Annotated in this window: 11 protein-coding genes and 1 pseudogene; 9 read left to right on the top strand and 3 right to left on the bottom strand. The window is 73.6% G+C overall.

Annotated elements, in window-relative coordinates; translation table 11 throughout:
• Nucleotides 1–45: 45 nt before the first annotated feature.
• Nucleotides 46–2,103, bottom strand: a complete 2,058-nt coding sequence (gene malQ / locus F1615_RS09700) for a 4-alpha-glucanotransferase (protein ID WP_149548477.1) — start codon at nucleotides 2,101–2,103, stop codon at nucleotides 46–48.
• Nucleotides 2,104–2,379, bottom strand: a complete 276-nt coding sequence (locus F1615_RS09695) for a hypothetical protein (protein WP_149548476.1) — start codon at nucleotides 2,377–2,379, stop codon at nucleotides 2,104–2,106.
• 300 nt (nucleotides 2,380–2,679) lie between these two features.
• Here F1615_RS09695 and F1615_RS09690 point away from each other — a divergent pair, with 300 nt between their 5' ends.
• The gene (locus F1615_RS09690) at nucleotides 2,680–5,556 is read left to right on the top strand and encodes a beta-N-acetylglucosaminidase domain-containing protein (protein WP_149548475.1); all 2,877 of its coding nucleotides are present in this window, start codon (nucleotides 2,680–2,682) and stop codon (nucleotides 5,554–5,556) included.
• A 31-nt stretch (nucleotides 5,557–5,587) separates the two neighbouring features.
• Nucleotides 5,588–5,872, top strand: a pseudogene (locus tag F1615_RS09685) (ABC transporter permease); the annotation flags it as partial.
• A gap of 312 nt (nucleotides 5,873–6,184) precedes the next feature.
• Here the strand turns inward: F1615_RS09685 and F1615_RS09680 are convergent.
• On the bottom strand, nucleotides 6,185–6,721 hold the full coding sequence (locus F1615_RS09680; protein WP_149548474.1) for an HNH endonuclease: 537 nt from the start codon (nucleotides 6,719–6,721) through the stop codon (nucleotides 6,185–6,187).
• 313 nt (nucleotides 6,722–7,034) lie between these two features.
• Here F1615_RS09680 and F1615_RS09675 point away from each other — a divergent pair, with 313 nt between their 5' ends.
• The 7 genes from F1615_RS09675 (at nucleotide 7,035) to F1615_RS09645 (ending at nucleotide 14,973) form a co-directional block, all read left to right on the top strand.
• Nucleotides 7,035–8,120 (top strand): mechanosensitive ion channel family protein, encoded by a 1,086-nt coding sequence (locus tag F1615_RS09675; RefSeq protein WP_167533699.1) that lies wholly within the window; start codon nucleotides 7,035–7,037, stop codon nucleotides 8,118–8,120.
• Nucleotides 8,121–8,332: 212 nt separating this feature from the next.
• A complete protein-coding gene (locus tag F1615_RS09670) occupies nucleotides 8,333–9,550 on the top strand; it encodes an ROK family transcriptional regulator (RefSeq protein ID WP_149548472.1) in 1,218 nt (405 codons plus the stop codon).
• A 50-nt stretch (nucleotides 9,551–9,600) separates the two neighbouring features.
• Entirely contained in the window at nucleotides 9,601–10,938 is a 1,338-nt protein-coding gene (locus F1615_RS09665) for an ABC transporter substrate-binding protein (protein ID WP_149548471.1), read from the top strand.
• Nucleotides 10,939–10,944: 6 nt separating this feature from the next.
• Nucleotides 10,945–11,889 carry a carbohydrate ABC transporter permease gene (locus tag F1615_RS09660; protein WP_149548470.1) on the top strand — a complete coding sequence of 315 codons (945 nt, stop codon included), beginning with the start codon at nucleotides 10,945–10,947 and terminating at the stop codon, nucleotides 11,887–11,889.
• On the top strand, nucleotides 11,886–12,743 hold the full coding sequence (locus F1615_RS09655) for an ABC transporter permease subunit (RefSeq protein WP_149548469.1): 858 nt from the start codon (nucleotides 11,886–11,888) through the stop codon (nucleotides 12,741–12,743). The genes F1615_RS09660 and F1615_RS09655 overlap by 4 nt, the downstream gene beginning before the upstream one ends.
• 2 nt (nucleotides 12,744–12,745) lie before the next feature.
• Nucleotides 12,746–14,011 carry a 6-phospho-beta-glucosidase gene (locus F1615_RS09650; protein WP_149548468.1) on the top strand — a complete coding sequence of 422 codons (1,266 nt, stop codon included), beginning with the start codon at nucleotides 12,746–12,748 and terminating at the stop codon, nucleotides 14,009–14,011.
• Complete coding sequence (locus F1615_RS09645; RefSeq protein ID WP_149548467.1) at nucleotides 14,002–14,973, top strand: N-acetylglucosamine kinase; 972 nt, start codon at nucleotides 14,002–14,004, stop codon at nucleotides 14,971–14,973. Before F1615_RS09650 ends, F1615_RS09645 begins: the two co-directional genes overlap by 10 nt.
• The last annotated feature ends 12 nt before the right edge of the window (nucleotides 14,974–14,985 follow it).

Raw genomic sequence — 14,985 nt, 5'->3', positions numbered from 1 at the left:
GCCGGGCCGGGGGACGGGGGGGTGGCCGCGGGAGCGGCCGGCGCCTCACTCCCTCAGCACATCCATCAGCGCCCGCAGTCTCGCCGACCCCGCCAGGTCCTCCAGCGTCACCGGCCGCCCCTGCGCGTCGGCGATCGGCAGCCGCCAGTTCGGGTACTGGTCCCACGTCCCGGGGAGGTTCTGGGGACGCCGGTCCCCGACCCCGTCCGGCAGCCACACGCCGATCATCCGGGCGGGCGTCCGCAGCAGATACCGGTGCACGGCCTGGATCTCCGCCTCCTCGGAGGAGTCCCCCCGCACAAGACCCAGCCGTCGCAGCAGCTCCCGCCACTCCTCGACGTCCGCCGCCGCCTCCGTCCGCTCCTCCTCCAGGGGCCGGGTCAGCAGCCCCAGCCCGTCCCGGAGCTCCACGTGCTCACCACTGAGCCGGGCGGCGGTGGACGGCAGGTCGTGGGTGGTCGCCGTGGCCAGGCAGTCCGCGCGCCAGCCGTCCGGCGGCACCGGGCGGCCGTCGCCCTCCCAGTCCCGCTCGAACCACAGCACCGACGTGCCGTACACCCCGCGTTCGCGCAGCGCCTCGCGCACTCCCGGCTCGACGGTGCCCAGGTCCTCGCCGATCACGACCGCCCCGGCGCGGGAGGCCTCCAGGACGAGCACGGCGAGCATGGCCTCGGCGTCGTAGCGGACGTAGGTGCCCTCCGTCGACGGGTGGCCCTCGGGGACCCACCAGAGCCGGAACAGGCCCATGACGTGGTCGATGCGCAGGGCTCCCGCGTACCGGAACAGGGCCTGGAGCAGGGCGCGGAAGGGGGCGTATCCGGAGTCGGCGAGGCGGTCGGGGCGCCAGGGCGGCAGCCCCCAGTCCTGGCCACGCGCGTTGAAGGCGTCCGGGGGCGCGCCGACGGACGTGCCGGCGGCGAAGTACTCCTGCTGCGCCCAGGCGTCGGCGCCGCCCGGGTGGACGCCGACGGCGAGGTCGTGGACGATCCCGACCGGCATTCCGGCCTCGCGTGCCGCGCGCTGGGCGGCGGTGAGCTGGGCGTCGGTGAGCCAGACGAGGCGGGAGTGGAAGTCGACGCGGTCCGCCAGCTCGCGCCGGGCGCGGGCGGTCCCGGCCGAACGGGGGTCGCGCAGCGCGGCGGGCCAGCGGTGCCAGTCGGGACCGTGGACCTCGGCGAGCGCGTACCAGGTGGCGTGGTCCTCCAGGGCCCGGCCCTGTGCGGCGAGGAAGTCCCGGTAGGCGGCCCGGCGCCCGGGGCCGAGCGGGACGTCCGCCACGAGTTCCAGGGCCTCCCGCTTGGCCTCCCAGACCGCGTCCCGGTCGATCAGCTCGCCCTTGACCAGCACCGCCTCGCGCAGTCGTCCGGCCCGCTCCAGCAGGGCGCGGACGCGCTCGCGGTCCTCGACGTACGCGAACTCGGGGACGTCCTCGACGCGCAGGTGGACGGGGTCGGGGAAGCGGCGTGAGGACGGCCGGTAGGGGGAGGGGTCGGTCGGGGGGCCGGGTACGGCCGCGTGCAGCGGGTTGACCTGGACGAATCCGGCGCCGAGGGTGCGTCCGGCCCAGCCGGCGAGTTCGCCGAGGTCGCCGAGGTCGCCCATGCCCCAGGAGCGGCGGGAGAGCAGGGAGTAGAGCTGGACCAGGAGGCCGTGGGAGCGTCCCGGGGGCGCGGGCAGCGCCGTCGGGGCCACGATCAGGTGGGCGCGGGCGGAGCGGCCGCCGGGGGTGGTGACGGTCAGTTCGTGCACGCCCGGCGGGAGGTGCTCGGCGGAGGTGCGGGTCTCGCCCTGCTCGGTGCGGACGAGCAGCCGGGTGTCCCCCGGGAGCGCGGCGAGGGCGGCCGGGGTGCCGGTGCCCCAGCCGACGACGGTGGGGGGCAGCAGCCGTTCGCCGAGTTCGCGCTCGCGGGCGGTGAGTGCGGCGCGGACGGCCTCCGGGGTCGCCGCGTCCACACCGAGGGCGGCCAGCGCCAGGGCGACGGCGGTGGCCGTGGCCGCGACCGTGCGGTCCGGGGAGGGGCTGTAGGAGGTGGCGACGCCGTGCAGGGCGGCGAGCCGGGACAGGTCCTCGGAAGGGGGCTCGGCCGGCCGTGGCGCGGTCACCTAGGGCTCCGGGCGGTACTGGGCCGGGAAGGAGTCGAGGCCGGAGGCGTCCGAGGAGTCCATGAAGGCGTCGGACTCGCTGGTCAGGGGGGCGGCCTCGGCGAGCGGCGGTTCGCTGGTGAGGGGCTCGGCGTCGGGCAGCGGGGGCTCGCTGGTCAGCGGGAGCTCGGTGCAGGGACCCTCCGCGCTGAAGACGCAGAGGTGGAGGTCGTCGGCGGTCGGCTCCGCCGCGTGTTTGGACAGGGCGGGGGACGGGACGTATGCCGGTGCAGCCACAGATGGCCTCCTCGTCGAGCACGGTGCGCGGATCACGCGGGCGTGCGGGTGCGGGTCGTGCGGGTTATCCCGCAGCCCTACCCACCGGGCGCGTTGGCAGACGCACAAAGTCTCCCAACGTGCTCCTGCTCACATTCTCTTCCCGTCCCCTCACTCCACAGTCGGACAAATACGCCACAACGTCCACTCTCATTGACACGTTCACCGCAGGAATGGTGGGCTCTGGATTTCTCGGTAACGGAATGGACACGGCCGTCGGCCTTCGGCCGGGCGGCCCGCCCCGAGCGACCAGGAGGGCACGTGCAGCTGCGGCGTGGGAGGACGGCGAACGCCAGGAGGGCCGCCCTCGCGTTCGCCGTCCTCGCCGGAACCCTGGGGAGCGCGCCGGCCGCCGTGGCGGCGCCCTCGCCCGGGACGGCCGCCTCCCCCGCTTCCCGCGCGGCGGAGGCGGCGGAGCTGTCCGTGTGGCCGCGCCCCCACTCCCTGCGTGCGAACGGCGCCGCGGTCCGGGTGACCGACGAGGTGGCCCTGATCACGTACGGGGCGGCCGACCCGTACGCCGTCGAGGCATTGCGGGAGCTGCTGCGGGAGGCCGGGGCGCGCCGGTTCACCGCCCTCGGCGCACAGGTGCCCGAAGGGGCGCTCGTGGTGCGCGTGGGCGGGGAACACCCCTCGGACGACCCCCGGCACGCCCTCCCGGCCGGCGGCTACACCCTCACCGCCGGCAAGGGCGCCGTCTCCCTCACCGGCGCTGACGGCGACGGCCTGTTCCACGCCGTGCAGACGCTGCGGCAGTTGCTGCGCCCGGACGGCACGATCACCGCGGCCGTCGTGCGCGACTGGCCGGGCACCGTCGTGCGCGGCATCACGGAGGGCTTCTACGGCACCCCGTGGACGCACCGGCAGCGGCTGGCCCAGCTGGACTTCATGGGCCGCACCAAGCAGAACCGGTACCTCTACGCGCCCGGCGAGGACCTCCTGCGGCAGGCCCGCTGGCGGGAGCCGTACCCGGCCGGGCGGCGCGCGGAGTTCCGGGAGCTGGCCGAGCGGGCGCGGCGCAACCACGTCACGCTCGGCTGGGCGGTGGCGCCGGGGCAGGCGATGTGTTTCTCCTCCGACGACGATCTGCGCGCGCTGACCCGCAAACTGGACGCGATGCGGGCGCTGGGTTTCCGCGCCTTCCAGCTCCAGTTCCAGGACGTCAGCTACAGCGAGTGGCACTGCGGGGCGGACGCCGACCGGTTCGGGTCGGGCCCCGGGGCCGCCGCCCGCGCCCAGGCGCACGTGGCGAACGCGGTGGCCCGGCACCTGGCGGCCCGTCACCCGGACGCGGCCCCCCTGTCCCTGATGCCCACCGAGTACTACGAGGAGGGTTCGACCGCCTACCGGCGGGCCCTCGCCCACGCCCTGGACGGTGAGGTCGAGGTGGCGTGGACGGGGGTCGGGGTGGTGCCGCGCACCATCACGGGAGGGCAACTGGCACAGGCGCGGGAGGTGTTCGGGCATCCGCTGGTGACCATGGACAACTACCCGGTGAACGACTACGCCCCCGGCCGGATCTTCCTCGGCCCCTACCAGGGGCGTGAGCCGGCCGTCGCCGCCGGATCGGCCGCGCTGCTCGCCAACGCGATGGAGCAGCCCGAGGCCTCCCGCATCCCGCTGTTCACGGCCGCCGACTTCGCCTGGAACCCGCGCGACTACCGCCCCCAGGAGTCCTGGCGGGCGGCCATCGCCGACCTGGCCGGCGGTGACGCCCGGCGCGAGGAGGCCCTGAGGGCGCTCGCCGGGAACGCCGCGTCCTCGGTGCTGGGCGGCGAGGAGTCGGCGTACCTGCGTCCGCTGATGGAGGAGTTCTGGCGGACCCGGCCGACCGCGCGCGGCGGGGACGGGACCAGGGCGGCCGTCCGGCTGCGCGCGGCCTTCACCGCCCTGCGCGACCTGCCGGGGCGGCTGTCCGGCACCGCGCTCGCCGCCGAGGCCGCCCCCTGGACGGAGCGCCTGGCCCGCTACGGCGACGCCGGTACGACGGCACTGGACATGCTGCGCGCGCAGCAGGCCGGGGACGCGGACGCCGCCTGGACGGCGTACCGGAGGCTGGGCGAGCAGCGGGCCGGAGCCGGTGCCGCGCGGGTGACGGTGGGTGAGGGCGTGCTGGACCCGTTCCTGAGCCGGGCGCAGAAGGCGTACCGGAGCTGGGCGGGGATCGACCACGAGCCGCCCGCGCGGTCCGGCGGCGACCGCGCGCTCGACCTCCCGCGCGCCCGCGTCCTGGACGCGGTGACCGTGCTCACCGAGCCGGGGACGGAGGGGGCCGTGGAGGTGCGCGCGCCGGGCGGGGGATGGCGCCGTCTCGGCGCGCTGTCCGAGCGGGGCGCCACCGAGCTGCGCACCGGCGGCGAACCGGTCGACGCCGTCCGGGTCACCGGTGCCGATCCCGACCGGGTCCGGCATCTGGTCCCGTGGTTCGCGGACGCGTCCGGCGCCTCCCTTGAGCTGGCGGACGACCGTGCGGACGCCGACATCGGCGGCACCCTGCGGCTGACGGCCACCCTCGGCTCGCTGCGCCCCGGCGAGGTGCGCGGCAGGCTGACCGTCCGGGCCCCGAAGGGTCTCGACGTCCGGGTGCCGAAGGGGCCGCTGACCGTTCCGCGCGGTACGCCGGTGGAGGTGCCGGTCGAGGTGACCGTGAAGCCGGGCACGCCCGCCCGGTCCTACGACGTCCGGCTCGGCTTCGGCGGCGCGACCCGCACGCTGGCCGTCCACGCCGTGCCGCGCACCGGGGGCCCGGACCTGGCCCGCGGGGGCCGGGCGAGCTCCTCGGCCGACGAGACGCCCGACTTCCCGGCCTCGGCGGCGAACGACGGCGACCCGGAGACCCGTTGGTCCTCGCCCGTCGAGGACGACGCCTGGTGGCAGGTGGAGCTGGAGCGTCCGGTGCGGCTGGGGAAGGTCGCGCTGCACTGGCAGGACGCGTACCCGTCGGCGTACCGGGTGGAGGTGTCGGCGGACGGCCGCGGCTGGCGCACGGCGGCCGAGGTCCGGGACGGCCGGGGCGGGCGGGAGACCGTCCGGATGGACGAGCGCGATGTCCGCCACGTCCGCGTCCGGGGTGAGGAGCGGGCCACGCGGTACGGGTACTCGCTGTGGTCGGTGGAGGCGTACGCGGTCGCGGACTGAGCGTTCCCCCGGGACAGCGCGCCCGCCGTCGCGCCCAGGCCTGGCCGCGCAGGTCGCGGCCGGGGTGCCGCGCGCGGTGCTGAACCGGGCGCTGCTGCTGGAGACCGCGCTGCCGCTCGCACCGTCCCTGCTGGTGGCGGGCGTCGGCGGCACGGCGGTCGGGGCCGGCTACTCCTCGCTCACCGCGTCGGGCTCCCTGCCGTGGACCGCGCTGCTGGTCCCGCTCACGGTCTACGCCGCCTGTCTCCTGTCCGCGGCCACCGCCCTCCCGCTCCTGCGCCGCACCCTCCGCCCGTCGGAACTGCGCTACACCTGAGACTCCGGCCCCGGGGGAACGGGGGTCCCCCGGGGCGGGGCACGGCCCGCCGCCCGACAGCGGACGCCCTCCCGAGGCCGCGGGGGTCCCGCCCCGGCCGCGCGGGCGTGCACGCACGGCAGCCGACGCCCTCGGCAGGGCACGCCCCGGTACCCCGAAGCCGGACCACGGCGGACGCCCCAGGAGCCGGGGACACGGCGACGGGCCCCGTCCCGCGACGCGGTCACGGCCCCGGGCGGCCGCCGGGCGGTGGCCGCCCCGGCCGGGTCCTCGCGGCGGGCCCTGGTGTCGATGCGAAGGCCCGGACCGACGTCAGGCCGACAGGCCGTCGATCCGGGCCATGGCGTCGTCGGCGCCGTACGGTTGCAGGTACGGCAGCCAGCGCGGGTCCCGGTGCCCGGTGCCGATGATGCGCCAGGCCAGACCCGAGGGCGGGGCCGGTTTGTGGCGCAGGCGCCAGCCCAGCTCGAACAGGTGACGGTCGGCCTTCACGTGGTTGCAGCGGCGGCAGGAGGCCACCACGTTGTCCCAGACGTGCTTGCCCCCGCGGCTGCGCGGGATGACGTGGTCGACGCTGGTTGCGACGCCACCGCAGTACATGCACCGGCCCCCGTCACGGGCGAAGAGCGCCCGCCGGGTGAGAGGAACGGGCCCCCGGTAGGGAACCCGCACGAAACGCTTGAGCCGGACCACGCTGGGTGCGGGGACTGTGACGGTCGCGCTGTGCAGATAGGCGCCGGTCTCCTCGAGGCAGACTGCCTTGTTCTCGAGGACGAGCACGAGCGCTCGGCGGAGCGGTACGACGCCGAGCGGCTCGTACGACGCGTTGAGGACCAGGACATGCGGCACGGACGGCCTCCTTGTACGCCGGCGGCGCGTGGCTCGCGCCGGGACGATCCGTAGTCAGTTTCCCCTCATGCCTGGTGGAAGCGCCACCATGTCCCGGTAACGGGCTGGGAGTGTTTTCGACCACACCCCGATTCATCCCCAGGAGCATGGCCTGTTCAAGCGCGGGTGAGCGCGGTCTCTTCTTCACACACGGGGCCGTTCCCCCCACAATGCCCCGTTAGTGTGGTGGTTCTGCCCGTCCGGTGACCCGATCGTGACCTCGCCGGACTTGACCGCCGCACCGGGGCAGACCGTGCACCTGGAGGTACCTGCCGTGTCCTTGTCCGCCGTCCTGTCGGCCGTCGATCCGTCGCCGACGCCCTCGGAGTCCGGGACCCCGCGGGTGCCCTCGCTCCAGGACGCCCAGGAGAGCGCCACCAACGCCGCCGGCTGGGTCGAGGAGAACTGGTCGACGTGGCTCGCGATAGGGCTCAGGGTCCTGCTGATCCTGGTGATCGCGGTGGTGCTGAGAGTCGTGGTGCGGCGGGCGATCACCAACCTCGTCGACCGCATGTCCCGGACCGGCCAGGCGGTGGACGGCTCCTCGCTGGGCGGTCTGCTGGTCAACGCCGAGCGGCGCCGCCAGCGCTCGCAGGCGATCGGCTCGGTGCTGCGCTCGGTGGCGTCGTTCCTGATCCTGGGCACGGCCGCGCTGATGGTCCTCGGCACGTTCCAGATCAACCTGGCCCCGCTGCTGGCCTCGGCCGGTGTGGCGGGCGTGGCGATCGGTTTCGGCGCGCGCAACCTGGTGACGGACTTCCTGTCCGGCGTCTTCATGATCCTGGAGGACCAGTACGGCGTCGGCGACTCGGTCGACGCGGGCGTGGCCTCCGGCGAGGTGATCGAGGTCGGGCTGCGGGTGACCAAGCTGCGCGGCGACAACGGCGAGATCTGGTACGTCCGCAACGGCGAGGTCAAGCGCATCGGCAACCTCTCCCAGGGCTGGGCGACCGCGGGCGTCGACGTCACGGTCCGTTCCGACGAGGACCTGGACCGGGTGAAGGCCACGCTGAGCGAGGTCGCCGAGAAGATGGGCAAGGAGGAGCCCTGGAACGAGCTCCTGTGGAGCCCGATCGAGGTGCTCGGCCTGGACTCGGTGCTGCTGGACTCCATGGTGGTCCGCGTCTCGGCGAAGACCATGCCGGGCAAGTCCCTGACCGTGGAGCGGGAGCTGCGCTGGCGCATCAAGCGCGCCTTCGACGCGACCGGCATCCGCATCGTCGGCGGCGCCACGGCCGCGGAGGACGCGCCGGCCGCCGATCCGACGGCCGGGGTGGCGGCCCCCTCCGCCTACGCGAGCACGGTCTCCCCCCAGTCGATGGCCGCGTCCCCGCTGCCCCCGACGAGCACCACGAAGTAGCCGCCGGCCCGCGCGAGGGCGGCACCCGGAACTCCCCGGGTGCCGCCCTTTCCCGTACTCCCCTCTTGACGCCCCCTCCGAGGCGGGCTTACGTTCCTCCCGATCCGACAGGAAACTTTCCTAACAGTGATCGACGCGGCCGGCCCGGGATGGACGTCCCGCACCGGCCGCTGAGAAGCTGGGCAGTCGAAGAAGGGCAGGTGTCGCACCCCATGGCAGGAACCGCCGGTACGCCGGGCACCCCGCGTGTGCTGCGCGCCATGAACGACCGCACCGCCCTGGACCTGCTGCTGGAGCACGGGCCCCTGTCGCGGACCCGGATCGGCAAGCTCACCGGCCTGTCCAAGCCGACCGCCTCCCAGCTCCTGGCACGCCTGGAAGCGGCCGGCCTGGTCCTCGCCACCGGCACCACCGAGGGCCGCCCCGGCCCCAACGCCCAGCTGTACGAGGTCAACCCGTCCGCCGCCCACGCCGCCGGCCTCGACGTCACCCCGCGGCGGATCCGCGCCGCCGTCGCCGACGTCACCGGCCGCACGGTCGGCCACTTCGAACTGCCCACCCCCGGCCGCCGCACCACGACCCCCGTCGTCCAGCAGGTCACCGACGCCCTGGACGGCGCGGTGAAGGCGGCGGGACTGTCCCGAGGCGACGTCCACCGCCTCGTCATAGGGACACCGGGCGCCTTCGACCCGAACACCGGCCGCCTCCGCTACGCCTCCCACCTCCCCGGCTGGCACTCCCCCACCCTGCTCGGCGAACTGGCCGCCGCGCTGCCGATGCCGTTCGAGTACGAGAACGACGTCAACCTGGTCGCCCTCGCCGAGCAGCGCCTCGGCGCGGCCCGCGACCACACCGACTTCGTCCTCCTGTGGAACGAGGAGGGCCTGGGCGCCGCCCTGGTCCTCGGCGGCCGGCTGCACCGCGGCTGGACCGGCGGCGCCGGCGAGGTCGGCTTCCTGCCGGTGCCCGGCACACCGCTGGTCCGCCAGGTCGCCAAGGCCAACAGCGGCGGCTTCCAGGAGCTGGCCGGTTCCCAGGCCGTACCCCGGCTCGCCCGCGAGCTGGGCATCGAGGACATCCCGCAGGGCCCGTACGCCGAGGCGGCCGCCGCCCTCCTGGAGCGCGCCGCGGCGGCCCCGGACGGCGACGAGCCCCACCACCGCCTCATGAAGACCTACGCCACCCGCCTGGCCACCGGCCTCGCCTCCCTGGTCTCCGTCCTCGACCCCGAACTCGTCGTCCTGAGCGGCACCGGTCTCACCTCCGGGGGCGAGGTGCTGCGCGCCCTGGTCCAGGCCGAGCTGGAGGAACTGGCCGCCCCACGCCCCCGCCTCGTCGTGGGCGACGTCCGTGAACACCCGGTGCTGCGTGGCGCGCTGGAGAGCGCGCTGGCGACCACCCGCGACGAGGTCTTCGACACCTCGCGCTGACCCCGCTCCACCCCCCTTCCCCTCCCACCCCTGCCCCAGGGAGCACAGTCATGCCCGGAATACCCAGGAACGCGGCACTCGTACTGGCCGCCACCGCCTCCCTCGCGCTGCTCACCACGGCCTGCACCGGCTCCTCGGGAACCGGCGCCACGGACGACCCGAACGCCGGGACGACCCTCACCTTCTGGCACGGCTGGAGCGCGCCCGCCGAGGTGAAGGCGGTCCGGGCGAACGTGGACCGCTTCGAGAAGGCCCACCCGAACATCAAGGTGAAGGTGGTCGGCAACATCAACGACGACAAGCTCAACCAGGCCCTGCGCGCGGGCGGTTCGAACGGCCCCGACGTGGTCTCCTCCTTCACCACGTCCAACATCGGCACGTTCTGCTCCTCGGGCGCCTTCCTCGACCTGGAGCCCTTCATCGAGAAGTCCGGGCTCGACCTCGAGGCGACCATCCCGAAGCCGATGCTGGACTACACCCGGTTCGAGGGCACCCGCTGCGCCCTCCCCCTGCTCGGCGACGCCTACGGCCTCTACTACAACAAGGACGCCTTCGAGGAAGCGGGCATCACGCGTCCCCCGAAGACCTGGTCGGAGTTCTCGGAGGTGGCCGAGAAGCTGACCGAGCCCAGGGGTGACACCTACGAGCGGCTCGGCTTCATGCCGAACTACCACGGCTACGAGACGGTCGTCGGCCACTACATGTCCCAGTGGGACCACGCCTACTTCGACGCCGACGGCAAGTCGAACATCGCCAGGGACCCGGCCTTCGCGGAGATGTTCAGGTACCAGAAGAAGCTCGTCGACGACCTCGGCGGCTTCGCGAAGCTGGAGAAGTACCGCAACACCTTCGGCGACGAGTGGGGCGCCGAGCACCCCTTCCACACCGGCCAGGTGGCCATGCAGCTGGACGGCGAGTGGCGCCTGGGCATGGCGAGGGACGCCGGCGTCGACTTCGAGATCGGCACCGCGCCCCTGCCCGTCGCCGACGACGAGGTGGACGAGTACGGCAAGGGCTTCCTCTCCGGCACGATCATGGGCATCGCCCCGCAGAGCAAGAAGCAGAACGCCGCCTGGGAACTGGTGAAGTACATGACGACCGACACCGAGGCCGTCGTGTCGTTCGCCAACGCCATCCGCAACGTGCCCTCGACCTTCGAGGCCCTGGAGTCCCCCGACCTGAAGACGGACCCGGCCTTCAAGACCTTCCTGGACATCGCCCGGCACCCCGAGTCCAGCACCCCGCCCGCCTCGGTCAACGGCTCGACGTACCAGACGACGCTCCAGGACTTCGGCTACCAGTACGAGTCCGGCAAGGTGAAGGACCTCGATGCCGGCCTCGCCAGGACCGCGAAGCAGATCGACCGCGACATCGAGCAGGCGAAGTAGCGGCCCATGCCCACGCACACGCTCCGCGCGAAGCACCGCACCTCGACGCTGAGAACGCTCGCCTTCCTCTCCCCCTGGCTCGTCGGCTTCGGCGTCTTCTTCGCCTACCCGCTGGTCTCCACCCTCTACTTCTCCCTGATGAGGTACGACGGTTTCGGCGTCCCGGAGTTCCGGGGCGCGGGCAACTGGACGTACGTCTTCCAGGACTACCCGATGTTCTGGCCGGCCCTGCGCAACACCCTGTGGCTGGTCCTGGTGATGGTGACCTGCCGGGTGGTGTTCGGTCTGGGCATCGGCCTGCTCGTCACCAGGATCAAGACGGCCACGGGCGTCTTCCGCACCCTCTTCTACCTCCCCTATCTGGCCCCGCCGGTGGCCGCGACCCTGGCCTTCGTCTTCCTCCTCAACCCCGGCACGGGCCCGGTCAACTCCGCACTGGAGGGACTGGGTCTGCCGGCCCCGGGCTGGTTCACGGACGCAGCCTGGTCCAAACCGGCGCTCACGGCACTCGCCCTCTGGGGCGTGGGCGACCTGATGGTCATCTTCATGGCCGCCCTGCTGGACGTACCGAAGGAGCAGTACGAGGCGGCGGCACTGGACGGGGCGTCCCCCTGGCAGCGCTTCCGCTTCGTCACCCTCCCCGCCATCTCCCCGATCATCCTGTTCGCCGTGGTCACGGGCGTCATCCAGACGATGCAGTACTACACACAGCCCCTGGTGGCGGGGAAGGTCGCCTCGGGAGTCATCGGCGGCTCCGGCCAGCAGTTCGAGCCGGGCTACCCGGACAAGTCGACCCTCACCCTCCCCCAACTCGTCCACAACCTCGGCTTCCAGCGCTTCGACTACGGCGCGGCCTGCGTGGTGGCCCTGGTCCTCTTCGCCCTGTCGATGGCCTTCACCGCCCTGCTGATGCGCAGCCGCGGCGGCCTGATCCAGGCGGGTGACCGATGACCCGGCCCGCACCGTCCCCGCCCGGGCGCCGCACGGCGCTCCTGCACTGGATCGCGGTGCACGCGCTCGGCGTGGCGGCGGCCCTCTTCTTCACGCTGCCGTTCCTCTTCGTGGTCCTCACCTCGCTGATGAGCGACCAGCAGGCCCTCACCCGCGACCTCGTCCCGGACACCTGGCAGTGGGACAACTACCGCACGGTGTGGGACACCCCCGGCTTCCTCACCTGGTGGCGCAACACCCTGCTCTACGCCGGACTCGGCACCGTCCTCACGGTGGTGTCCTCCCTCCCGGTGGCCTACGCGCTCGCCAAGTTCCGCTTCCGGGGCCGCAACCTCTCGGTCATGCTGGTGATCTCGATGATGATGCTGCCCCCGCAGGTCGTCGTCATCCCGATGTACCTGTTCTGGGCGAAGCAACTGGACCTCTCCGGCACTCTCTGGCCCCTCATCGTCCCGATGGCGTTCGGCGACGCCTTCTCCATCTTCCTCCTGCGCCAGTTCCTCCTCACGATCCCCGACGAGTACCTGGACGCGGCCCGCGTGGACGGCTGCGGCGAACTCCGCACCCTCCTCAGGGTCGTCCTCCCCATGGCGAGACCCGGCATCGCCGCCGTGGCCCTGTTCCAGTTCTTCTACGCCTGGAACGACTACTTCGGACCCCAGATCTACACCTCGGAGAACCCGGCCGCGTGGACCCTGTCCTACGGCCTGGAGTCCTTCAAGGGTGCCCACCACACCGACTGGAACCTCACCATGGCGGCGACCGTCCTCGTCATGGCCCCCGTGATCCTCGTGTTCTTCTTCGCCCAGAAGGCGTTCGTCGAGGGCGTCACCCTCACCGGAACAAAGGGATGACTATGAAACTCACCGTGGTCGGCGGAGGCTCGACCTACACCCCCGAACTCGTCGACGGCTTCGCCCGGCTGAGGGACACCCTCCCCCTCACCGAGCTGGTCCTCACCGACCCGGCGACGGACCGCCTGGAGCTGATCGGCGCCCTGTCCCGCCGCATCTTCACCCGCCAGGGCCACCCCGGCACGATCACCACGACCACCGACCTGGACGCGGCGGTCGACGGCGCGGACGCGGTCCTCCTCCAGCTCCGCGTGGGCGGCCAGGCGGCCCGTCAGCAGGACGAGACCTGGCCCCTGGACTGCGGCTGCGTCGGCCAGGAGACCACCGGCGCCGGCGGCCTGGCCAAGGCCCTGCGCACGGTCCCGGTCGTCCTGGACATCGCCGACCGCGTCCGCCGGGCCAGCCCCGACGCCTGGATCATCGACTTCACCAACCCCGTGGGCATCGTCACCCGGGCCCTGCTCCAGGCCGGCCACAAGGCACTGGGCCTGTGCAACGTGGCCATCGGCCTCCAGCGCAAGTTCGCGGCCCTCCTGGACACCGACCCCGCCGGCATCCACCTGGACCACGTGGGGCTGAACCACCTCACCTGGGAGACGGCGGTACGCAAGGGAGGCCCCGACGGCGAGGACGTCCTCCCCCACCTCCTGGCCGCCCACGGCGACACGATCGCCGCCGACCTCCGCCTGCCCCGCCCCCTCCTGGACCGCCTGGGCGTGGTCCCGTCCTACTACCTGCGCTACTTCTACGCGCACGACACCGTCGTACGGGAACAGCGCACCAAGCCCTCCCGGGCGGCCGAGGTGGCCGACATGGAACGCCGCCTCCTGGCCCTCTACGCCGACCCGGCCCTCGCCGAGAAGCCGGCCCTGCTGGCCCAGCGCGGCGGCGCCTACTACTCCGAGGCGGCCGTCGACCTGGCAGCGGCCCTGCTCAGGGGCGCGGGATCCCCCCACCAGGTGGTCAACACCCGCAACAACGGCACGCTGCCCTTCCTCCCCGACGACGCGGTCGTCGAGGTCCAGGCGGCAGTGGGCCCGAAGGGCGCCACCCCCCTCCCCGTCACCCCCGTGGACCCCCTCTTCGCAGGGCTGATGGCCAACGTCACCGCCTACGAGGACCTGGCCCTGGAAGCGGCCCTCCACGGCACCCGCGACCGTGTCTTCCGCGCCCTCCTGGCCCATCCCCTGATCGCCCAGTACGAGTACGCCGACACCCTCACCGACGACCTCATCGCACACAACCGGGAGCACCTCACGTGGGCCTGACCGCGGGCGTCCTCGCCATCGACGCCGGCAACAGCAAGACCGACGTGGCGGTGGTCGCCCACGACGGAACGGTGCTGGCGACGGCCCGGGGGGAGGGCTTCCGTCCCCCGGCCGTGGGCCTGGACACGGCGATGGGCACCCTCACCACCACCGTCACCCGGGCCCTGACCGAAGCCGAAGCCCCCACCGTCGCCCACGTCTCGGCCTGCCTGGCCAACGCCGACCTGCCCGTCGAGGAGGAACAGCTGACGGCGGCACTGACGGCGTGCGGCTGGGGCAGGACCGTCGAGGTGCGCAACGACACGTTCGCGATCCTGCGCGCGGGGGTGACCGAGCCCCGGGGCGTGGCCGTCGTCTGCGGCGCGGGCATCAACTGCGTGGGCATGCGTCCCGACGGCCGTACGGCGCGCTTCCCGGCGCTCGGTCGCGTCTCCGGTGACTGGGGCGGGGGTTGGGCGCTGGCCGAGGAGGCCCTCTGGCACGCGGCCCGAGCGGACGACGGGCGCGGTGCGCCCACGGCGCTGACCGGTGCGCTCCCGGCGCACTTCGGGCTCCCCGACATGCCCGCGCTGATCGAGGCGCTGCACCTGGAGAAGGTGGCCCCGGCCCGGCGCCACGAGCTCACCCCGGTCCTCTTCGCCACCGCGGCGGAGGGGGACGGGGTCGCGCGGGCGATCGTGGACCGGCAGGCGGAGGAGATCGTGACGATGGCGGTGGTCGCGCTGACGCGGCTGGATCTGCTGGACGAGGAGACGCCCGTGCTGCTGGGCGGGGGTGTGCTGGCGGCGCGGCACGCTCTGCTGAACGACCGTATCCACGCCCTCCTCGCCGAGCGGGCGCCCAAGGCGGTGCCCCGGGTGGTCACGGCGAGCCCTGTGCTGGGGGCGGGGCTGTTGGGACTGGACCACTTGTCGGCACCGTGGTCCGCGCGGGAGCGGCTGCGCGGGCATTACGGGGGGTGAGCGAGCCCGGGG

The sequence above is a fragment of the Streptomyces marokkonensis genome (assembly GCF_008312835.1).
GTDB lineage: Bacteria > Actinomycetota > Actinomycetes > Streptomycetales > Streptomycetaceae > Streptomyces > Streptomyces marokkonensis_A.
This window is presented reverse-complemented; position numbering and strand designations above follow the sequence as displayed.